At 73.0% G+C, this 20,740-nt stretch carries 15 protein-coding genes; 5 read left to right on the forward strand and 10 right to left on the reverse strand.

Annotation, left to right across the window (positions count from 1 at the left end; all coding sequences use genetic code 11):
- Positions 1 to 36 precede the first annotated feature (36 nt).
- A complete protein-coding gene (locus tag C4U44_RS32395) occupies positions 37 to 1,872 on the forward strand; it encodes a PH domain-containing protein (protein ID WP_103889647.1) in 1,836 nt (611 codons plus the stop codon).
- Positions 1,873 to 1,991: 119 nt separating this feature from the next.
- Here C4U44_RS32395 and C4U44_RS32400 read toward each other — a convergent pair whose 3' ends face one another.
- Both C4U44_RS32400 and C4U44_RS32405 read right to left on the reverse strand, forming a co-directional pair.
- Positions 1,992 to 2,570, reverse strand: a complete 579-nt coding sequence (locus tag C4U44_RS32400) for a GNAT family N-acetyltransferase (protein WP_200823477.1) — start codon at positions 2,568 to 2,570, stop codon at positions 1,992 to 1,994.
- A gap of 207 nt (positions 2,571 to 2,777) precedes the next feature.
- Entirely contained in the window at positions 2,778 to 4,334 is a 1,557-nt protein-coding gene (locus C4U44_RS32405) for a purple acid phosphatase family protein (protein ID WP_407642925.1), read from the reverse strand.
- Between the two features lie 609 nt (positions 4,335 to 4,943).
- Between C4U44_RS32405 and C4U44_RS32410 the strand changes: the two genes are divergently transcribed.
- On the forward strand, positions 4,944 to 7,004 hold the full coding sequence (locus tag C4U44_RS32410) for a phosphocholine-specific phospholipase C (protein WP_103889649.1): 2,061 nt from the start codon (positions 4,944 to 4,946) through the stop codon (positions 7,002 to 7,004).
- An 80-nt stretch (positions 7,005 to 7,084) separates the two neighbouring features.
- On the opposite strand, the gene C4U44_RS32415 is transcribed toward C4U44_RS32410, so the two are convergent.
- Together C4U44_RS32415 and C4U44_RS32420 are read right to left on the reverse strand one after the other, a co-directional pair.
- A complete protein-coding gene (locus C4U44_RS32415) occupies positions 7,085 to 7,894 on the reverse strand; it encodes a helix-turn-helix transcriptional regulator (protein WP_103889650.1) in 810 nt (269 codons plus the stop codon).
- A 74-nt stretch (positions 7,895 to 7,968) separates the two neighbouring features.
- Positions 7,969 to 8,859 carry a LysR family transcriptional regulator gene (locus tag C4U44_RS32420; RefSeq protein ID WP_103889651.1) on the reverse strand — a complete coding sequence of 297 codons (891 nt, stop codon included), beginning with the start codon at positions 8,857 to 8,859 and terminating at the stop codon, positions 7,969 to 7,971.
- Positions 8,860 to 8,953: 94 nt separating this feature from the next.
- Here C4U44_RS32420 and C4U44_RS32425 point away from each other — a divergent pair, with 94 nt between their 5' ends.
- Genes C4U44_RS32425 through C4U44_RS32435 form a run of 3 tightly spaced genes read left to right on the forward strand, consistent with a single transcriptional unit; the run spans position 8,954 to position 12,367 of the window.
- Positions 8,954 to 9,658: a succinate dehydrogenase cytochrome b subunit gene (locus tag C4U44_RS32425; protein WP_103889652.1), complete on the forward strand. Its 705-nt coding sequence runs from the start codon at positions 8,954 to 8,956 to the stop codon at positions 9,656 to 9,658.
- Between the two features lie 10 nt (positions 9,659 to 9,668).
- A complete protein-coding gene (locus C4U44_RS32430; protein ID WP_103889653.1) occupies positions 9,669 to 11,618 on the forward strand; it encodes a fumarate reductase/succinate dehydrogenase flavoprotein subunit in 1,950 nt (649 codons plus the stop codon).
- Positions 11,615 to 12,367: a succinate dehydrogenase/fumarate reductase iron-sulfur subunit gene (locus C4U44_RS32435; RefSeq protein WP_103889654.1), complete on the forward strand. Its 753-nt coding sequence runs from the start codon at positions 11,615 to 11,617 to the stop codon at positions 12,365 to 12,367. Before C4U44_RS32430 ends, C4U44_RS32435 begins: the two co-directional genes overlap by 4 nt.
- Positions 12,368 to 12,428: 61 nt before the next feature.
- Here the strand turns inward: C4U44_RS32435 and C4U44_RS32440 are convergent, their stop codons facing one another.
- The 6 genes from C4U44_RS32440 to C4U44_RS32465 all read right to left on the reverse strand — a co-directional run bounded on the left by C4U44_RS32440 (position 12,429) and on the right by C4U44_RS32465 (position 20,731).
- The gene (locus C4U44_RS32440; protein ID WP_103889655.1) at positions 12,429 to 14,492 is read right to left on the reverse strand and encodes a phosphocholine-specific phospholipase C; all 2,064 of its coding nucleotides are present in this window, start codon (positions 14,490 to 14,492) and stop codon (positions 12,429 to 12,431) included.
- Between the two features lie 208 nt (positions 14,493 to 14,700).
- Complete coding sequence (locus C4U44_RS32445; protein WP_103889656.1) at positions 14,701 to 15,474, reverse strand: 3-oxoacyl-ACP reductase; 774 nt, start codon at positions 15,472 to 15,474, stop codon at positions 14,701 to 14,703.
- 4 nt (positions 15,475 to 15,478) lie between these two features.
- Complete coding sequence (locus C4U44_RS32450; RefSeq protein WP_103889657.1) at positions 15,479 to 16,879, reverse strand: aldehyde dehydrogenase family protein; 1,401 nt, start codon at positions 16,877 to 16,879, stop codon at positions 15,479 to 15,481.
- Positions 16,879 to 17,808 carry a gamma-glutamyl-gamma-aminobutyrate hydrolase family protein gene (locus C4U44_RS32455; protein ID WP_200823478.1) on the reverse strand — a complete coding sequence of 310 codons (930 nt, stop codon included), beginning with the start codon at positions 17,806 to 17,808 and terminating at the stop codon, positions 16,879 to 16,881. The genes C4U44_RS32450 and C4U44_RS32455 overlap by 1 nt, the downstream gene beginning before the upstream one ends.
- A complete protein-coding gene (locus C4U44_RS32460; protein ID WP_235032513.1) occupies positions 17,805 to 19,166 on the reverse strand; it encodes a glutamine synthetase family protein in 1,362 nt (453 codons plus the stop codon). The genes C4U44_RS32455 and C4U44_RS32460 overlap by 4 nt, the downstream gene beginning before the upstream one ends.
- Positions 19,163 to 20,731 carry an amino acid permease gene (locus tag C4U44_RS32465; protein WP_103889658.1) on the reverse strand — a complete coding sequence of 523 codons (1,569 nt, stop codon included), beginning with the start codon at positions 20,729 to 20,731 and terminating at the stop codon, positions 19,163 to 19,165. Before C4U44_RS32465 ends, C4U44_RS32460 begins: the two co-directional genes overlap by 4 nt.
- Positions 20,732 to 20,740: the final 9 nt, after the last annotated feature.

The following is a 20,740-nucleotide window of genomic DNA, read 5'->3' on the forward strand; positions in this document are numbered from 1 at the left end:
GGTACGGGTGTGCGGATCTGCGCGCATAATGCGCGGGTGACGACGAGTTCGCCGCTCCTCGCGGACATACCCGCCCGGCCCTGGCTCGCTCCGGACGCCGCGCGGTGGGCAGGCGGGCGGGTGCCGCGGTGGGCGCACCCCCTCGGGCCGGTACTGCTGCTCGCCGTCGGCGTGGCCGCCGCCCTGCTGACCAGTCCCGCCCCGGTATGCACCCCCCGGGCGCCCTGCGGCGAGCAGTGGATCGACGCGGTCGGGTCGATGGTGTTCTGGCCCCAGTTGTGGTGGCTGTTCGTGCTGCCCGAGGCGGCGGTGCTCTGGACCGTGCTCCCGGCGGTCTTCATGGCCGACCCCGGCGTCTGGCAGGGCGGGACCGACGTCCGGACCGCCGACGCGGTGGTGGTCGCGGGGCTGTGCTGGGGACTCGCCTCGGCGCTGCGGCGGTTGTCCGTGCGGCGCGCGCAGCGGCGCCGTTTCCGCGAGGCGGCCGGCGGCCTCACCGCCCGGGCGCCGGTCCTGTCCTGGGCCGCGCGCCCCAAACGCGGCCTCGCCCGCTGCGTCCTGGGCGTGCTGCTGTGCGCGGCGACCGCCGCCCTCGTCACGTCGATCGTCCGCGGCGACCGCGCCGATGACCGCGCCGCGCGGACCGCCCCCGCCGCGAACGCGCGCGTCCTCACCTACCGCGCCGCCGAGGGCAGCCTGACCGTGCGCCTGCCGGACGGCAAACGGCACCGCTTCGACGTCGTCGGCGACTACCGGGACCAGCGGACGGTACGCGTCCTGCTGCCCGCCGGGCGCCACGTGCGGCTGGCGGCGGAACCGTACGAGGACCGCTCCGACCGGCAGTTGCTCGCCCTGGTGCTCGGCGGCCTCGGCCTGGTCGCGCTCGGCTCCGGCGCGGTCGCCGCCGGTCGCGCCGCACGGCTGCGCCGTGTTCCGGTGCCCGTACTGCGGGTGCTGGCCCGGGTCCGCGGCGGGAGCGCGGAGGTGTTCGCGCACGACGACACCGCCGGCGCGCACGCGGTGCTGCACTACGTGCCGCGCAACGACGGCCGCACCCCGCTGCACCAGGCCCTGCTGTTCGCCGAGGCAGCCGAGGGCGGCGAAGTGCTGCTGGCCTCCCGCACCGAGCACGGCCGGTGGCGCCTCGACGCGGGGGCGGGCCCGATCAGGACCGGCGCGGAGGTCCTCCCGGACGACGAGTACACCGGTGGCGAGGACGGCGAGGACACCGCGGGCGAGGACGCCCGGGGCGGCGGGCCGACCCTCAAGGAACGCTGGGACGCCGAGGCCCGGGTCCAGGACGCGCTGACCGAACTGCGCAGGACCGGCGCCGCCCGGCCCACCCGCTGGCGCGCGGACCCGATCTCCCGGTCGGCCGCGGTCGCGTTCGCCGTGCTGACCCTGGCGATCGCCGCGACCGCGGCCCGTGACTCCGTGGAGTGGCGGGTGGTCGGGGGGTTCGTCGTCGCCCCGGTCTGGCTGGCCGGGCCGCTGGCCACCCTCACCTGGCGGATCGACGCCGACCCGGCGGGCCTGCGGGTACGCCGGTACCTGAGCCGCCGCCACGTGCCCTGGGAGCGGATCGCCGGCGCCGAGTACGCCGGCGGGTGCCTCACCCTCCGGCTGCGCCCGTCCGAGAAGCCGCTGCGCGAGGGGCAGTTGGTCGACGACCGCGAGTCCGGATCGGACCTCACGCTGGACCGGATCGGCGCCGCCTGGCTGGCCCGGCGGCTGGGCCGGGGCCCGGCCGGCGAGCGGGTCGCCGCCGAGATCACCGCGATGGTCCGCGATCCGTTGCTGCGCCCGCAACCGTCGGCTGCCCCTGCTTCCGAACCGCCGGGCGGCATCGGCCGGATGGGCCGCGCCGACTGAGGCGCCGCCGCGGCGACTGCGGCGGGGGGGGTGCGGTGCGGCGGTCGGGCCGGGGCGCGCGTCGTGGGCGGCCGGACCGGTGGGGCTGCGCCGCGCCGGGGGCAGCCGGATCGGTGGGGCTACTCCGCGCCGGGGGCGGGCGGGAACTCCGCCTTGCGCAGGCGGTAGACCTGGAGCCGCAGGTCGTAGTACTTCTCGGTCTCGCCGACCCACTCCATGCCGACGCGGCGGGCGGTGGCGGCGCCGCGCTCGTTGCGCGGGCGGACGACGGCGAAGATCTCGTCGACGCCCGCCTCGAAGGCGTAGTGCGCGACCGCGTGCCCGGCCTCGGAGGCGAAGCCGTGGCCCCAGGCGGTGGGGGCGAGCTGCCAGCCGACCTCCAGGTCGACCCCGTACGGCGGCAGCGGCAGCAGGGCCGCACCGCCGACCAGGTCGCCGGTCTCGCGGAGGGCCACCGCCCACCTGCCGGCCGGGCCCTCGAGTTCCTCGCAGTTCGCCCGCCAGCAGCCGAGCAGTTCGCGCATCGCGTCGGCGTCCGGCGTGCGGGTCATCGCCGGGGCCAGCCAGCGGGTGACCTCGTCGGCGCCGTACACCGCGAGGGCCCCGGCCGCGTCGCTGTCCTCCCACGGGCGCAGGACCAGTCGCGGGGTGAGCACGCGCGCACCGTCGACCTCGACGCGGTATTCGCTGTCGGGCACCTGTCGCCTCCTGCGTGGGTGAGCCGGACTCGGCGGATCGTAGCTCACCCCGGTACGGCTGGCGGTGCCGCACTCGCCGTGGGGGTCGCAGAGTGCACCTTTGGGCGCGTGGCCGGGTGCACCCTTCCGGTGGACGGGCGGTGCGGGCCCGCCCCGGAGCCGCGGGGTCCGCGGGCCCGGGGATCGGGCGCGCGGACCCCGCGCCGCTCAGCGGGCGTCGGAGCGCTTGCGGTGCAGCGTGAAGTTCTCGAAGACCGAGAGCTCACCGGCCGGCTTGTTCACGTTGTAGTAGGTGACGTGCAGCCGGGTGGTGTCGCCGGGGAAGCGGCCCGGATCGACGGTGAAGGCGGCGAAGCCGTACGGGTGCTCGACGTCCCGCACGCCCATCCATACCGCCTCCTCCTTGACGTAGGTGGCGGTGCGCTTGCCGTTGGAGCCCGCCGTGGCGGACACCGCGGTGATGACCTTGCCGGTGCCGTCCTTGAAAAAGGACTGGTTGGTGGTGCCGGACACGCCGCCGCCGCCGAGCACCATGTGCACCGTGCCGAGGCCGGTGTCGATGTCGTCGGTGCGGGTGGACGCGGGGTTCGGGGTCAGCGTCTCGCTGCCGCCGACCACGCCGCGCACCGCGAGCGACCGCTCGTAGTTGTGCTCGTGGCCGCAGACCACCAGGTCGACCTGGTAACGGTCGAACAGCGGGCCGTACTTGGCGCGCAGACCCAGGTCGGCGCCGTTGGCGTCGGAGGAGGAGATCATCACCTGGTGCATCGCGACGACCACCCAGTCGATGTCGCGGTCGGTCCGTGCGGCCTTCAACTCCCGCTCCAGGAAGGCGAGCTGACGGCCACCGGAGTAGCCGCTGATGTACACGTCGCCGCCGTCCTGCAGGCAGTTGTCGTCGTTCTGCAGCACGATCACCCGCACCGAGCCGGCGGTGAACGCGTACCACAGGCCCGCGAGTTCGTCGTCGGTCTCGGTGGACGGCAGGTCGAAGTACGTCTGGTAGGCGCCGAGGCCGATCGGACCGTTGCCGGACTCGATCTCGTGGTTGCCCGCGGCGGGCATCCACGGCCGGAACCGGGTCGAACGGCTGTTGTTGGTGAAGAAGTTGTTCCAGGTCCGCACCCGGTCCAGGTCCAGGTTGGCGTAGCACAGGTCGCCGTTGAGCAGGTGGAACAGCGGCGCGACCTGCTCGATGCCGGTGACGATGTCCTTGGTGGCCGGGGTGGAGTTGGCGTCCAGGGTCACGGTGCCGTCGGTGGCCCAGGTCACCTGCGGCGCGGACTGGTCGCCGAAGCTGGTGAAGGTCAGCGGCTGCCGGCCGCGCGGCGCGGTGCTGAAGGTGCCGCTGTCCGGCGTGGCGCCGTCGTGCGAGACCAGGTACAGGTACTCCTTGCCGGGGGAGAGCCGGTTGAGCGCCGCGTGGTGAACGTAGACCTTCCGGCCCGACTTGCCGTCGGTGTAGGTCCGGGTCGTCGCGTTCGCACCCGAGCCCAGGCCGTGGTCGAGCGTGCCGTACATCACCCGGGGCCGCTTCACCGGGGCGTCCGTCAGCCAGGACACCACCATCTGGGTGGACGGGTCCTTGCCGAACGTCAGGTGCAGGCCCTGCACCGGCGGAGCGCCGCCCGCGTCCGGCGACGGGAGGAAGGCGGGCGCCCCGGACGGCGCCGACGCGGCGGCGGGCGTCGCCGTCAGCAGCGGCGCGGCGACCGCGGCGGCACCGGCGGTGCCGAGCAGGCCGACCGCGGTGCGGCGGCCCATGTGCGGACCGGACGACTGATCGGACGACGGCTCGGACGAGTCCAACTGTGCGACCATCATGGCTCCTTGGCGCGAAAACGGTGCGGGAGGTGCTGAGGCGGTGCGTAGCAGACGCGTGGCGGCGCGTGCGGGGTGTGCGTACGCGGTGCGGCGACGTCGTGCAGGCTCCCGCCCGGCGGCGACGGGGAGTTGAACGGAGCCTTGCCGGACGGCGACGGAACCCACCGTGACGGTCCGGTCGCGGTTTCGCGCGCAGGCGCGGCCGCCGGTACGCCGACCGGACCAGCCGCGGACACCGCGGCGACCGCCTCGCCCGGCCCGTTTCCCGCCCGGTGTCCCGGTAACCCCACCAGGCCTGCCGGTCACCGCTGTTCGCGTTCCGTACGGCGGCACGCCATGCGTGCGACACCCGGCCTTGGCCCGCGGTCGGTGATCTGGGACCGCCCCCGTCAGGGCTGCCTCGGACGGGGGCCGGGGACGCTCCCCGCGGCTCCGCCGGCCGCACCGTGCCACCGGCGCCACCGCGCGGACACCCGCAGCCACCCGCCGTGCCGCACTCCCACAGCCACCCCAGAGCCGAACCCCAGAGCCAAAGAGGTCTCGCGAGCCATGACCGAACTCAACCGGCGCCGCTTCCTTCAGATCGCGGGCGCCACCGCCGGCTTCTCCGCCCTGTCCGGCAGCATCACCCGGGCCGCGGCCATCCCGGCCGGGCGCCGCACCGGAACCCTCCAGGACGTCGAGCACATCGTCGTCCTCATGCAGGAGAACCGCTCCTTCGACCACTACTTCGGCTCGCTGCGCGGCGTGCGCGGCTTCGGTGACCCCCGCCCCGTCACGCTGCCCAGCGGCAAGTCGGTGTGGCACCAGCCGGACGGGACCGGCGACGGCGAGGTGCTGCCGTACCACCCGGACGCGCAGGACCTGGGCATGCAGTTCATCGAGGGCCTCAACCACGAGTGGACCGGCAGCCACGCGGCGGTCAACGGGGGCCGCTACGACCAGTGGATCCCGGCCAAGTCGTCCGCCACGATGGCCCATCTGACCCGCGACGACATCCCGTTCCACTACGCGCTCGCCGACGCGTTCACGGTCTGCGACGCCTACCACTGCTCGCTGATCGGCGGCACCGACCCCAACCGCTACTACATGTGGACCGGTTGGACCGGCAACGACGGGAAGAACGGCGGCCCCGTCCTCGACAACTCCGAGCTGGGCTACGGCTGGACCACCTACCCCGAGCGCCTGGAGAAGGCCGGCGTCTCCTGGAAGATCTACCAGGACGTCGGCGACGGTCTCGACGCGCCCGGCGGCTGGGGCTGGATCGAGGACGCCTACCGCGGCAACTTCGGCGACAACTCGCTGCTCTACTTTGACCAGTACCGCAACGCGGCGCCCGGCGACCCGCTCTACGACAAGGCGCGCACCGGAACCAACGCCAAGGCGGGCGACGGCTTCTTCGACGTGCTGCGCGCCGACGTCAAGGCCGGCAAGCTGCCGCAGGTCTCCTGGATCGCCGCGCCCGAGGCGTTCTCCGAGCACCCGAACTGGCCCGCGAACTACGGCGCCTGGTACGTCTCCCAGGTCCTCGACGCGCTCACCGCGGACCCCGAGGTGTGGAGCAGGACCGTCCTGCTGATCACCTACGACGAGAACGACGGCTACTTCGACCACGTGGTGCCGCCGTTCGCCGCCGCGGCCGGCCACGGCGCCTCCACCGTCGACACCTCGCTCGAACTGTTCGCCGGCAACTCCACGTACGCGGCCGGCCCCTACGGCCTCGGCCAGCGGGTGCCGATGATCGCGGTCTCCCCCTGGAGCACCGGCGGTTACGTCTGCTCCGAGACCTTCGACCACACCTCGATCCTGCGGTTCATCGAGCGGCGGTTCGGGGTGCGCGAGCCGCACATCTCGCCGTGGCGGCGCGCCGTGTGCGGCGACCTCACCTCGGCGTTCGACTTCTCCCTCAAGCACGACGGTCCGGCGCACCTGCCCGGCACCGACGGCTACCAGCCGACGGACTCCGACCGGCACGACTCCTACGTGCCGGTGCCGCCCGCCCAGCAGGCGCTGCCCCGGCAGGAGAAGGGCTCCCGGCCGACCCGGCCGCTGCCGTACGCGCCGCGCACCGACGCCGCGGTCACCGCCTCCGACGGGCGGATCACCCTGACCTTCGGGGGCGGCGCCGACGCGGGCGCCTGCTTCCACGTCACGTCCGCCAACCGCACCGACGGGCCCTGGACGTACACCACCGACGCCGGGCACGCCCTCTCCGGGCACTGGGACACCACGGGCACCGCCGGGGAGTACGACCTCACGGTGCACGGGCCCGCCGGCTTCCTGCGCGCGTTCCACGGCTCGGCCCACCGCAACGGGGCGGAGGTGACGGCCCGTCATGACGCGTCCACCGGCGGGGTCGAGCTGACCCTCGCGAACTCGGGGCGGGACGACGTGCGGTTCACCGTGCGCAACTCCTACGACGGCAAGCAGCGGATGATCGTGGTCCGGGCCGGGCGCCGGGAGAGCTACTCCGTCGATCTCAGCCGCTCCGCGCGGTGGTACGACCTGACGGTCCTGTCCGACCACGACGCGGCGTTCGCGCGGCGCTTCGCCGGGCACGTGGAGAACGGGCGGGCGGGGGTGAGCGATCCCGCGACGGTCACTGTGTGACGTTGTTCGGACCCTCCGGGGGGGGTGGTTGCTCTTGGTTGAGGGACCATCCCCCGGTGGGGGGTTCTCGCGCCTCTTGATTACGTGCGGGCGTGGCGGGTGAAGGTGAGGGGGGTGACGCCCAGGTGGCGTTTGAAGTGGCGGTTGAGGTGGGCCTGGTCGTAGAAGCCGACGGCGGTGGCGACGTCGACGGGGCGCCGGCCGGCGAGGAGGAGGCGGCGGGCGCGGTCGATGCGCAGCCCGGTGAGGTAGGTGTGCGGCGGCAGGCCGTAGGTGCGGGAGAAGCTGCGGATCAGGTGGGTGGGGTGGGCGTGGAGGAGGGCGGTGGCCTCGTCGAGGGTGAGGCCGTCGCTGACCCGGGCGTCGAGGAGTTCGCGCAGCCGGGCCGCGAGGCGGTCGCCCTCCCGGCCCGGCGGCCGTACCCGGTGGGCGTCGAGATGGACCAGCAGCCGCTCGCGGACGAAGGCGAGCCGGGACTGCGCCTCGAAGGCGTCGTCCTCGTCGCGCAGTGCCGCGTGCAGCCGGTGCACCCGGCGGCGCAGCGCCACGTCACCGAGGATCGGCCCGGCCACCGCCTTGCCCGCCAGCCGGTCCGGCAGCACGTCCGTGCTCAGGTACAGCACGCGCTTGCGGAAGCCCCTCGGGTGCACCGTCCGGCCGTCGTGCGGCACTCCCGGGGGCAGCAGTACGACCCGGCTCGCGTCGGTGGCGTCGTGCCGCCGGCGGTCCAGCGCGAAGTCGACCGCGCCGTCGTCCAGCAGCATCAGGTCCCACGTGGTGTGCGTGTGCACGGGGTAGGCGTGCTCCGTGAAGTGCGCGTGCAGCACCTCCGTGATGCCCGGCACCCGTGGACGCCACGCCTCCACGTCACGAATCGCCCCTGCTCCCACCTCCCCATCCTCCCACCCCCGGTTGTTGGGGCCGCACCCTGCTCATCCCGGAGTACCGCGGAGTACCCCGGAGGTCAGTGCACCCGGGAGGCCGCCGCGAGGATGACCTGCTGGAGCACGCGTGCGGCGCGCGGCGGAGCCACGTCGCTGCGGTGTGCGAGCGCGACCGTGCGGCGCAGGCCGGGCCGGGCCAGCGGCGTCACGTGGAGCTCGGCGCCGGCGCGGGCGGCGACCATGGAGGGCACGACGCCGATGCCGAGCCCGGCCCGGACGAACCCGAGCACCGCGTCCATCTCGCCGCCCTCGACCGTGAAGGTCGGCTCGAACCCCGCGGCGCGGCACGCGGCGAGCGTGAGATCGCGCAGGTCGTACCCGTGCCGGAACATCACCAGCGGCTGCCCGCGCAGGTCCGCGATGTGCAGCGGCGCCGGGGGCGGGTCGGCGGTGACCGCGGAGACGGCGACCAGGTCCTCCTGGAACAGCTCGACGGTGGTGAGCGCGGGGGAGGAGCTGGGCAGCGGGAGGACGACCAGTGCGAGGTCGAGGGCGCCGCGGGCCAGCCCGCGGACCAGGTCGTGGGAGCCGCCCTCCTCCAGGAAGAGCCGGATCCCGGGGTGCCGGTCGTGGAAGTCGCGCAACACCTCGGGCAGCAGGCCGGTGCACAGGCTGGGGGTGGCGCCGAGCCGCACCCGTCCGCTGCGCAGTTGCGCCAGCTCCAGCACCTCGTGCCGCGCGGTGTCGGCGTCGGCGAGGATACGAAGGGCCAGTGGCAGCAGCGCCTCCCCGGCGTCGGTGAGGGTGATGTTGCCGCGGGCCCGGCTGAACAGCGGCGCGCCGAGCTCCTTCTCCAGCGCCCGGATCTGCTGCGACAGCGACGGCTGCGAGACGTGCACGGCCTCGGCGGCGCGGGTGAAGTGCCGGGCCTCCGCGACGGCGACGAAGTAGGCGAGCTGCTGGAACTGCATGGCCCCACGGTACGCCTTCCATAGCGTCCGCCTATGGAAACGAGCCGGATCATGTCTTGGACCACTGATCCGATGCCGCCCTACCGTCGTGTCCATGGCACTGGCAACGCGGACCGACCGGCGGCCGCCCCCGTTGAGGACGGCGTGGGACTCCACCCTCGGCAAGAAGACGGTCATGGCGGTGAGCGGCCTGGTCATGCTGCTCTACCTGGTCGCCCACATGCTGGGCAACCTCAAGATCTTCTTCGGCCCCGACGACTACAACGGCTACGCGCACTGGCTGCGCACCCTCGGCGAGCCGGCGCTGCACTACGAGTGGGCGCTGTGGATCATCCGGGTCGGCCTGACGGTCTCGGTCGTCGCGCACGGCGTGACCGCGTACCAGCTCAGCCGCCGCGACATCAAGGCCCGCCCGGTCGGCTACGCGCATCGCAAAGCGCGGTCCAGCTACGCCACCCGCACCATGCGCTGGGGCGGGATCATCCTCGCGCTGTTCATCGTCTGGCACCTGCTGGACCTGACCACGCTGACCGTGAACCGCAACGCGCAGCCCGGCCACCCCTACCAGAACGTCGAGGCGACCTTCCACACCTGGTACGGCGACGTCATCTACATCGTGGCGATGCTCGCGCTCGGACTGCACATCCGGCACGGCTTCTGGAGCGCCGCGCAGACGCTCGGCGCGGGCAACCGCCGCCGCGACCGCGTACTGAAGGCCGCCGCCACCGGGCTGGCCGTGCTGCTGACAGCCGGCTTCATCGCCGTGCCGGTCGGTGTCATGACCGGAACCGTCCACTGAGGGAGCCGAGTTGACCGACTACACCCGCTACAGCACCGGCGCACCCGTCGCCGACACCACGGCGCCCGACGGGCCGATCGAGGACCGCTGGGACACCCGCCGCTTCACCGCGAAGCTCGTCAACCCCGCCAACCGCCGCAAGCACACCGTGATCGTGGTCGGCACCGGGCTGGCCGGCGGATCCGCGGGCGCCACCCTGGCCGAACAGGGCTACCACGTCGTGCAGTTCTGCTACCAGGACTCCCCGCGCCGGGCGCACTCCATCGCCGCGCAGGGCGGTATCAACGCCGCGAAGAACTACCGCAACGACGGCGACTCGATCCACCGGCTCTTCTACGACACCGTCAAGGGCGGCGACTTCCGCGCCCGCGAGTCCAACGTGCGGCGGCTGGCGCAGATCTCGGTGGAGATCATCGACCAGTGCGTGGCGCAGGGCGTGCCCTTCGCCCGCGAGTACGGCGGCCTGCTCGACACCCGCTCCTTCGGCGGGGTCCAGGTCTCCCGCACCTTCTACGCCCGCGGCCAGACCGGGCAGCAGCTCCTGCTCGGCGCCTACCAGGCGCTGTCCCGGCAGATCGCGGCCGGCACCGTGGAGATCCACCCGCGCACCGAGATGCTGGACCTGGTGGTCGTCGAAGGCCGGGCCCGCGGCATCGTCGCCCGCGACCTGGTCACCGGCGAGCTCACCACCCACCTCGCCGACGCGGTCGTGCTCGCCTCAGGCGGCTACGGCAACGTCTTCTACCTGTCCACGAACGCGATGAACTCCAACGCCACCGCGATCTGGCGGGCCCACCGCCGCGGCGCCTACTTCGCCAACCCCTGCTTCACCCAGATCCACCCCACCTGCATCCCGCGCACCGGCGACCACCAGTCGAAGCTGACGCTGATGAGCGAGTCGCTGCGCAACGACGGCCGGATCTGGGTGCCCAAGGCGGCGGGTGACACCCGGGCGCCCGCGGACATCCCCGAGTCCGAGCGCGACTACTACCTGGAGCGGATCTACCCCTCCTTCGGCAACCTGGTGCCGCGCGACATCGCCTCCCGTGCCGCGAAGAACGTCTGCGACGAGGGCCGCGGCGTCGGCCCCGGTGGGCAGGGCGTCTACCTCGACTTCGCCGACGCGATCGCCCGCCTGGGCCGCCGCGCCGTCGAGGAGCGGTACGGCAACCTCTTCGAGATGTACGCGCGGATCACCGCGGAGAACCCGTACGAGGTGCCGATGCGGATCTACCCGGCCGTGCACTACACCATGGGCGGCCTGTGGGTGGACTACGACCTGCAGACCACCGTGCCCGGGCTCTTCGCGATCGGCGAGGCGAACTTCTCCGACCACGGCGCGAACCGGCTGGGCGCGTCCGCCCTCATGCAGGGACTGGCCGACGGCTACTTCGTGCTGCCGGCGACGCTCAACGACTACCTCGCCCGGCACCCGGCCGCCGACCCGATCGACCCCGCGCACCCCGCCGTCGTCGAGGCGCTGACCGGGACCGAGGAGCGGCTGCACCGGCTGGTGAGCGTCGACGGCGACCGGACCGCGGACTCCTTCCACCGCGAACTCGGCGAGCTGATGTGGGAGTTCTGCGGGATGTCGCGGACCGAGCACGGCCTGCGCAAGGCGCTGGAGCGGATCCCGCAGATCCGCGAGGAGTTCTGGCGGCGGATCAAGGTGCCCGGCACCGAGGCCGAGTTCAACCAGTCCCTGGAGCGCGCCAACCGCGTCGTGGACTACCTCGAACTCGCCGAGCTGATGTGCCTGGACGCGCTGCACCGCGCCGAGTCCTGCGGCGGCCACTTCCGCGAGGAGTCGCAGACCTCCGACGGCGAGGCCGCCCGCCGCGACGACGAGTTCAGCTACGCCGCCGCCTGGGAGTTCGCCGGCACCGGGCAGCCGCCCGTGCTGCACCAGGAGGAACTCTCCTTCGACTACGTCCATCCCACCCAGCGGAGCTACGCATGAGGCTCACCCTGCGCATCTGGCGGCAGAAGAACGCCGCCGCCCCCGGCGGCATGACCGCGTACGAGGTCGACGGCATCTCACCCGACATGTCCTTCCTGGAGGTCCTCGACACCCTCAACGAGCGGCTCACCCTGGAGGGCGAGGACCCGGTCGCCTTCGACCACGACTGCCGCGAGGGCATCTGCGGTGCCTGCGGCGTCGTCATCAACGGCGACGCCCACGGCCCCGAACGCACCACGAGCTGCCAGCTCCACATGCGCTCCTTCCGCGACGGCGACACCATCGACGTCGAACCCTGGCGTTCCGCCGCCTTCCCGGTCGTCCGCGACCTGGTCGTGGACCGCTCCGCCTTCGACCGGATCATCGCGGCCGGCGGCTACGTCTCGGTGCCCACCGGCGCGGCGCCCGAGGCGCACGCCACGCCCGTGCCCAAGCCGGACGCCGACCGCGCCTTCGAGCACGCCGAGTGCATCGGCTGCGGCGCCTGCGTGGCCGCCTGCCCCAACGGCTCGGCGATGCTCTTCACCTCCGCGAAGGTCAACCACCTCGCCGCCCTCCCGCAGGGCGGACCGGAGCGCGAGACCCGGGTGCTGGACATGGTCGGGCAGATGGACGCCGAGGGCTTCGGCGGCTGCACCCTCACCGGCGAGTGCGCCACCGCCTGTCCCAAGGGCATCCCGCTGATGTCGATCACCGCGATGAACAAGGAATGGCTGCGCGCCAACCGCCGGGCCGGCCGCACCCGTTGACGGCGCGACCGGCGGGACCGGCGGGACCGGCGTCACCGCGCCCGCCGGGAGCGTGGACCCGTCAGCCGCTGACGCTCGGCGCGCCGTTCTCCAGGTGGCCGGTGAAGCGCTGCGACCAGGTGCTGTCCGAGCTCACGGTGACGGTCATGTCGTACCAGCCGTTGTTGAGGGCGACGGCGTTGAAGTAGTCGTCGACGTGGGCGCCCGCGGCGACCTGGTACGTCCAGGGGCCGTCGGTGCGGTAGTTGGTGCTGGTGACGGTGAACGTGACCGGCGCCGTCCCGTTGTTGGTGAGGGTGAACCAGAGGGCGAGCTTGCCGGTGCTGCTGGTGACGGCGTAGTACGCCTTGGCGGCCGCGTCCTTGCCGGGCTTGGTGGTGTCGCCCTGGAAGCGGCGCAGGAAGCGGTTGGGGCCGGTGACGGTCAGGTCGTAGCGGCCGTTGCCGTAGTTGGTCCCGCAGTTGAAGAAGTCGGTGGTCGCGGCTGCCTGGGCGACGGTGTACTGCCAGGGGCCGCCGGTGCGGTAGGCGTTGGCGTACGCCGCGAAGTGCACCGGGCGGGTCGATCGGGCGTCGGTGTTGTCCATCGCCAGCCAGACCTTGGTGACGCCGCCGGAGTCGAACTCGATGTGGTCGAGGTTGGCGTTGGGCTGGTACGGCAGCGCGCGGGCGGGCCGGGTGCCGGACTCCTGGACGGGCAGCGCGTTGTTCACCGGAGCCGGGTTGGGCAGCGGCGCGCAGGTGGCCTCGCCGATCACCGCGCTCGTGTCGGGCAGCGAGGGCAGCCCGGTCACGGGGTGGGCGAAGTCGAAGGCGGAGGTGAGGTCGCCGCAGATCTGGCGGCGCCAGGCGCTGATGCCCGGGCAGGTCGCGGGTTTTCCGAGGGCGGCGGTCCACGTCTCCAGGAAGCGCAGCACCGAGGTGTGGTCGAAGACCTCGGAGTCGACCCAGCCGCCGCGGCTCCAGGGCGAGATGGCGATCATCGGGACGCGGATGCCGAGGCCGATCGGGGTACCGCTGTAGAACTCGCCGGTGGTGCCGCTGACCGGGACCGGCGGCGGCACGTGGTCGAAGAACCCGTCGTTCTCGTCGTAGTTGAGGAAGAGGATCGACGCGTTGTAGACGTTCGGGTCGGCGTTGAGCGCGTCGAGGAGCATGTGCACGAAGTGCGCGCCGTCGTCGGGGGTTGCGTACGGGTGCTCGGAGGAGCCCTCGTCGGCGACCACCCAGGAGACCTGGGGGAGCGTGCCGGCCAGCACGTCGGCCTTGATCGCGGCGGCGATGTCGTCCGGCGTCCTGCCGGTGACCTTCGGCACGGAGCCCATGCCCTTGGTGGCGAGGGCGCTGCCGGCGGCAGCGGAGGTGAAGGCGGTGAAGTAGGCCAGCGCGTTGTCGGAGAAGTTGTCCGCGGCGTTCTGGTAGACCTTCCAGCTCACGCCGGCGTTCTGGAGCGCCTCGGCGTAGGTCTGCCAGCGCAGGCCGGACTCGTCGCCGCCGTCGTAGGCGGGACCGCCGCTTCTGCCGTCCGGGTCGATCTGGCCGCTCCAGTGGAAGGTGCGGTTGGGACCGGTGGCGCTCAGGGTGGAGGCGAAGTAGGCGTCGCAGACGGTGTAGTTGTCGGCGAGCGCGTAGTGGAACGGGATGTCCGCGCGCCCCAGGTGGCCGAGCGTGCGGACGTTGCCCTTGGCGGCGACCCAGCCGTCCATCTTCCCGCCGTTCCACGCGGCGTGCTGGTCGGCCCAGCCGTGCGCGAGGTCGCCGTTGCACTGGGCCAGCCGCTCGGGGTCCGCGCCGCCGGCCCGCTCGGTGGCGCTGAACTGCCACGGGTACTGCCGGCTCGCGCCGTTGGGCTGGTTGAAGACGCTGTAGCCGCCGGCGATCTGGATCGCGCTGCGGTCGGCGTAGCCGCGCACGCCCTTCAGGGTGCCGAAGTAGTGGTCGAAACTGCGGTTCTCCTGCATGAGGATCACGATGTGCTTGGCGTCGGTCAGGGTGCCGGTGGCCGCCGGCGCGGCCGGAGCGGTGGACGGGGAGGAGGCGGTGGCCTCCGCCGCCCCGCCGACCGTTGCCGCCGCGGCCGCCGCCGCGGACAGGGCCATGAACTTCCTGCGACTGACGTCACTCATGCGGTCCGCCGATCAGTGGAGTTGTGGGGTGACTCACTGTGCTGGCAGTGCATGGTGCTGGGGTGAATGGAACACTGTCAATCCCTTACGGGGCCGGGAAGAACTCCGCAACCCGGCCCGGGGCGCGCCGGGCCGGCGCCCGCGGCCCGCTGACCGGGGCGGACCCGGGCCCGAACGCGCCCCAGCCAAAGGTCTGTTGGGGAACCATTTACTCCGGCGTGACGTAGGCGCCGGAGATTCCTCCGTCGACCATGAACGTCGAGGCGGTGATGAACGACGAGTCGTCGCTGGCGAGGAACGCGACCGAGGCCGCCAGCTCCTCGGGCTCTGCGAACCGCCCGAGCGGGATGTGCACCAGGCGGCGGGCGGCCCGCTCCGGGTCCTTCGCGAACAGCTCCTGCAGTAGCGGGGTGTTGACCGGACCCGGGCACAGCGCGTTCACCCGGATACCCTCCCGCGCGAACTGCACCCCCAGCTCCCGGCTCATCGACAGCACGGCGCCCTTGGACGCGGAGTACGAGATCTGCGAGGTCGCCGCGCCCATCACCGCCACGAACGAGGCGGTGTTGATGATCGAGCCCTTCCCCTGCCGCTGCATGTGCGGGATGGCGTACTTGCAGCACAGGTAGACGCTGGTCAGGTTCACCTCCTGGACCCGCCGCCACGCCTCCAGGCCGGTGGTCAGGATCGAGTCGTCCTCCGGCGGCGAGATCCCCGCGTTGTTGAAGGCGATGTCGAGCCGGCCGTAGCGCTCCACCGCCGTGTCGAACACGGCCCGTACGGCGGCCTCGTCGGTGACGTCGGCCCTGACGAACAGGCCGCCGACCTCCTTGGCCGCGGCGTCACCGGTGGTCTCGTCCACGTCGACGCAGACCACCCGGGCCCCCTCGGCGGCCAGCCGGCGGGCGCTGGCCAGGCCGATGCCGCTGCCGGCCCCGGTGATCACGGCGACACGGCCGTCCAAGCGTTGTGCGAGCGTCATCGGCTCATTCCTCCGTGGAGATGAAGACGTTCTTGGTCTCGGTGAAGGCGTCGAGCGCGTCCGGGCCCAGCTCGCGGCCGAGACCGGACTGCTTGAACCCGCCGAACGGCGTCGAGTAGCGCACCGAGGAGTGCGAGTTGACCGACAGGTTGCCGGCGTCGACGGCCCGGGCGACCCGGATCGCCCGCCCGACGTCGCGGGTCCAGATCGACCCGGACAGGCCGTACGGGGTGTCGTTGGCGATGTGCACCGCGTCCTGCTCGTCGGCGAAGGGCACCACGCTCACCACCGGCCCGAAGATCTCCTCGGTGAACGCGGGGTCGTCCGGCCGCACCGGCGCGAGCACCGTCGGCGGGAACCAGAAGCCCGGCCCGTCCGGCGCGCTGCCCCGGAAGGCGACCGGCGCCTCCTCGGGTACGTACCCGGCCACGGCGGCGCGCCTGGCGGCCGAGATCAGCGGCCCCATGTCGGTCGCCGGATCCGCCGGGTCGCCGACCCGTACCGCCTTGACCGCGGGCTCCAGCAGCGCCATGAAGTCGTCGAGCACCTCCCGCTGGACCAGGATGCGCGAGCGTGCGCAGCAGTCCTGCCCGGCGTTGTCGAAGACGGCGGACGGCGCCGTCGCCGCGGCCCTCGCCAGATCCGCGTCGGCGAACACGATGTTGGCGCTCTTCCCGCCCAACTCCAGCGTCACCGGCTTCACCTGAGCCGCGCACCCGGCCATGATCTCCTTGCCGACCCGGGTGGAGCCGGTGAAGACGACCTTGCGGACGTCCGGATGGGTGACGAAGCGGCGCCCGACGACGTCGCCCCGGCCGGGCAGCACCTCCAGCACCCCGGGAGGAAGGCCGGCCTCCAGGGCCAGCTCGCCCAGCCGGATCGCGGTCAGCGGGGTCAGTTCCGCGGGCTTGAGCACCACGGTGTTGCCCGCCGCCAGCGCGGGCGCCAGCGCCCATCCGGCGATCGGCATCGGGAAGTTCCACGGCACGATGACACCGACCACGCCGAGCGGTTCGTGGAAGGTGATGTCCAGGCCGCCCGCCACCGGGATCTGCCGGCCGGACTGCCGCTCGGGGGCCGCCGCGTAGTACTCGAGCACGTCCCGGACGTTGCCCGCCTCCCAGCGCGCGTTGCCCACGGTGTGCCCCGCGTTGGCCACTTCGAGGTCGGCCAGGTGGGTGAGGTCGGCGTCCACGGCGGCGGCGAACGCCCGGAGCAGCCGGGCGCGGTCGGCCGGTGCCACCCGGCGCCACGTCGCGAACGCCGCGTGGCTGCGGGCGACGGCCGCGTCCGTCTCGGCCGGCCCGGCCATCGGCACCGTGGTGAGGATCTCCTCGGTGGCCGGGTTGACGACCGGCCAGGGCCCGTCCGCCGGGGCGGGCGCGGGGATGCGGGGTCGGGGCATCAGGAGTCCACCCTGTCGTGGGAGCGGTCGTCGCGGGCCGCCGTGCGCGGGCGGTGCGGCGTACCGGTGCGGTCGGTGGTGCGGTCGTGTTCCGTCGTGTCGCGGCCGGTCGGGCGGTCCGGGGCCGGCGCCTCCCGCTCAGCCCGATCCGCCGGCTGGGCCCGATCCGCTGGCTGGGCCGGGGCCGCCCGCTCGGCCCGGTCCGCGCGCTCCCCGCCGTCCGCGCGAGCGGTACGCACCGCCGCCACGAACCGGGTGAACAGCCGCGCGTCCGCCGCGTCCGCCTCGGGGTGCCACTGGACGCCGAGGGCGAACGTACGGCCGGGCAGCTCGACCGCCTCGACGGTCTCGTCCTCGCTCCAGGCCGCGGGCAGCAGCCCTGCGCCCAGGGCGGCGACCGCCTGGTGGTGGTAGCAGGACACCTCCGCGGAGGGCCCGAGGATGCCGCGCAGCGCGCTGCCGGGCCTGGTCCGTACCGTGCGCCGGCCGAAGGTCGCGGGCGCGGGCTGGTGCGCGCTGTCACCGACCCGGTCCGGCAGGTGCTGGACCAGCGTGCCGCCGAGGGCGACGTTGAGCACCTGCATGCCGCGGCAGACCGCGAGCAGCGGCAGGTCACGGTCGAGCGCGCCGGCCAGTAGGCCGAACTCCCAGGCGTCGCGGGTCTCGTGGGGCGGGCCGGTGCGCGGGTGCGGCGCGGCGCCGTAGCGCGCCGGGTCGACGTCCGGCCCGCCCGCGAGCAGCAGGCCGTCGAGCCGGTCCAGCACGTCCCCGGCCCCGGCGGCCTGTGGGGGCAGGACGACCGCGGTGGCGCCCGCGCGGGTGACGGCCTCGACATAGGTGTGCGGGAGGAGGGCGGCGGGCTGCCGCCACACGCCCCAGGCCGCGTCGTCCAGGTAGCCGGTGATGCCGACCAGCGGGCGGGCCGTCACAGCCGCTCGAATCCGCGGCGCCGCTCCCAGTCGGTCACCGCCGCGTCGAAAGCGGCCAGTTCGGTCCGGCCGGCGTGCGTGTAGTGCTGGACGACGTCCTCGCCGAAGGCCGACGTGGCGCGCTCGCTGTGCTCGAAGGCGTCCACCGCGTCGCGCAGGGTGGACGGGACGCGCGGCGCGGCGGAGCGGTAGGCGTTGCCGGTGAACTCCGGCTCCAGCGGCAGCTCGTGCTCGACGCCGTACAGGCCCGCGGCGACCAGCGCGGCCACCGCCAGGTACGGGTTGACGTCGCCGCCGGGGACCCGGTTCTCGAAGCGCAGCGACGGCCCGTGGCCGACCACCCGCAGCGCACAGGTGCGGTTGTCGCGGCCCCAGGCGATCGCGGTGGGCGCGAAACTCCCCTCGGCGTACCGCTTGTAGGAGTTCACGGTCGGGGCGAGCAGCAGCGCGAAGTCCGCCAGGCAGGCGAGCTGGCCGGCCAGGAAGTGCTCCATCACCGTCGAGAAGCCGTGCGGCCGGCTGCCGGCCATCACCGGCCGGCCGTCGTCGTCGCGCAGGCTCAGGTGGATGTGGCAGGAGTTGCCCTCCCGCTCGTCGTACTTGGCCATGAAGGTCAGGCTCACCCCCTCCTGCGCCGCGATCTCCTTCGCGCCGGTCTTGTACACCGCGTGGTCGTCGCAGGTGGCCAGCGCCGGGCCGTACTTGAAGGCGATCTCGTGCTGGCCGGGGTTGCACTCGCCCTTCGCGGACTCCACGGTGAGACCGGCGCCGGCCATGCCGTTGCGGATGCGGCGCAGCAGCGGCTCGACCCGGGCGGTGCCGAGGATGGAGTAGTCGACGTTGTACTGGTTGACCGGGGTCAGCCGGTGGTAGTCGCTGTCCCAGGCCTGCTCGTAGGTGTCACGGAAGGCGATGAACTCCAGCTCGGTGCCCGCGTAGGCGTGCCAGCCGCGCACGGCGAGGCGGTCCAGCTGGCGGCGCAGGATCTGCCGCGGGGAGACGCTGACCGCGGCGCCGCCGTGGTGGGTGACGTCGCACTGCACCATGGCCGTGGCCGGGTGCCAGGGGACCATGCGCAGGGTGGTGAGGTCCGGGGCGAGCACGAGGTCGCCGTAGCCGTCGTCCCACGAGGAGATCGCGTAGCCGTCGACGGTGTTCATGTCGATGTCGACGGCCAGCAGGTAGCCGCACCCCTCCGCGGAGTTCGGCACCACGTCGGACAGGAAGTACTCGGCCGCGACGCGCTTGCCCTGCAGGCGGCCCTGCATGTCGGTCATCGCCAGGACGACGGTGTCGACGGCGCCGGCGGCGACGCGCTGGCGCAACTCGTCGAAGGTGAGGCGGCTGCTGCTGCTCAACTTTTCTCCAGATCGATCGCGACGAGGTCAGGCTCCGGTGGGCCGCTGAGCATCCGCGGTCCGGTGAACCAGCGCCGGGCCGAGACCAGCCACCACACCCCGGCGAACCCCAGCACGACGGCCACCGCGACCGGGGTGTAGTTGAAGCTGCGCGCGGTGATCGGGCTGACGGTGGGCAGCATGAACAGCACGGTGATCAGCGCGGTCCAGCACACCGCCACCGTACCGATCACCCGGCTCCAGCGCCCCAGATGCCACGGGCCGCGCGGGAACTCGTCGCCCTGGCGGAGCCTGAGGAAGACCGGGATGACGTAGGCGATGTAGAGGCCGATCACCGAGACCGAGGTGACCGCGGCGAACGCGGTGGAGTTCCACAGGGCCGGCAGGCCGAGCAGGAAAGCGCCGACCGCCGCCATCCACACGGCGTTGACCGGTGTCCGGGTGCGGGTCCCGATGCGGTGCCACAGCCGCGAGCCGGGCAGCGCGCCGTCCCGTGAGAACGCGTAGATCATCCGGGAGTTGGCGGTGACCGAGGCCATGCCGCAGAAGAACTGGGCGCCGATCACGATCAGCAGCAGCAGTTTGGCGCCGGTGTGGCCGATGGCGTCGATGAAGATCTGGGCGGGCGGCACGGCGGTGGAGCTGTTCAGCGCGCCGTCGTAGTCCTGGATGGCGAAGGTGAGGCCGAGCAGCAGGATCCAGCCGGCGACCAGCGAGACCACGATGGAGTTGACGATGCCGCGCGGCCCGGACCGCGCCGCGTCGTGGGTCTCCTCGGTCATGTGCGCGGAGGCGTCGTAGCCGGTGAGGGTGTACTGGGCCAGCAGCAGGCCGAGCATCGCGACGTAGAACGAGCTGTGGAACCCGGTGTCGTTGACGAACCTGCCGAAGACGAAGGACGCGGAGGTGTGGTGGTCCGGGACGAGCACCAGCGCGCCGACGATGACCAGCACGCCGAAGACGTGCCACCAGACGCTGACGTTGTTGAACAGCGCGACCAGGCGGACGCCCTGGGTGTTGAGCAGCCCGTGGACCAGCAGGATCACCGCGAAGATCTCCACGGTGTGCGCCGGGGTCGCGGACAGGCCGAACTGCAGCTCCAGCAGGGCGTTGGTGAAGGTGGCAGCGCCGTAGTCGACGCTCGCGGTGACCGCGACCTGGCCGAGGAAGTTGAACCAGCCGGTGAACCAGCTCCACGCCGGGGCCTTGGAGGGGGCGAGCTTGGCCGCCCAGTAGTACAGGCCCCCCGCGGTCGGGTAGCTGGAGCAGATCTCGGCCATGGACAGGCCCACGCACAGCGTCATCAGGCCGACGACCGGCCAGCCCCAGGTGATGAGTGCGGGGCCGCCGGTGACCATGCCGAAGCCGTAGAGGGTGAGGCAGCCGGAGAGGATCGAGACGATCGAGAAGGACACCGCGAAGTTGGAGAAGCCCGACAGGGAGCGGGCCAACTCCTGGGTGTAGCCGAGTTCGCGCAGGCGCTGCTCGTCGGAGCCGACGGTGGGGGAGAGGGGGGCGGGGGCCGGGAGGGGCGTGCTGTCGTCCGTGGGGCGGGGAGCTGACATGGGCACCTT

The organism is Actinacidiphila yanglinensis (assembly GCF_900107965.1).
Taxonomy (GTDB): Bacteria; Actinomycetota; Actinomycetes; order Streptomycetales; family Streptomycetaceae; genus Actinacidiphila; species Actinacidiphila yanglinensis.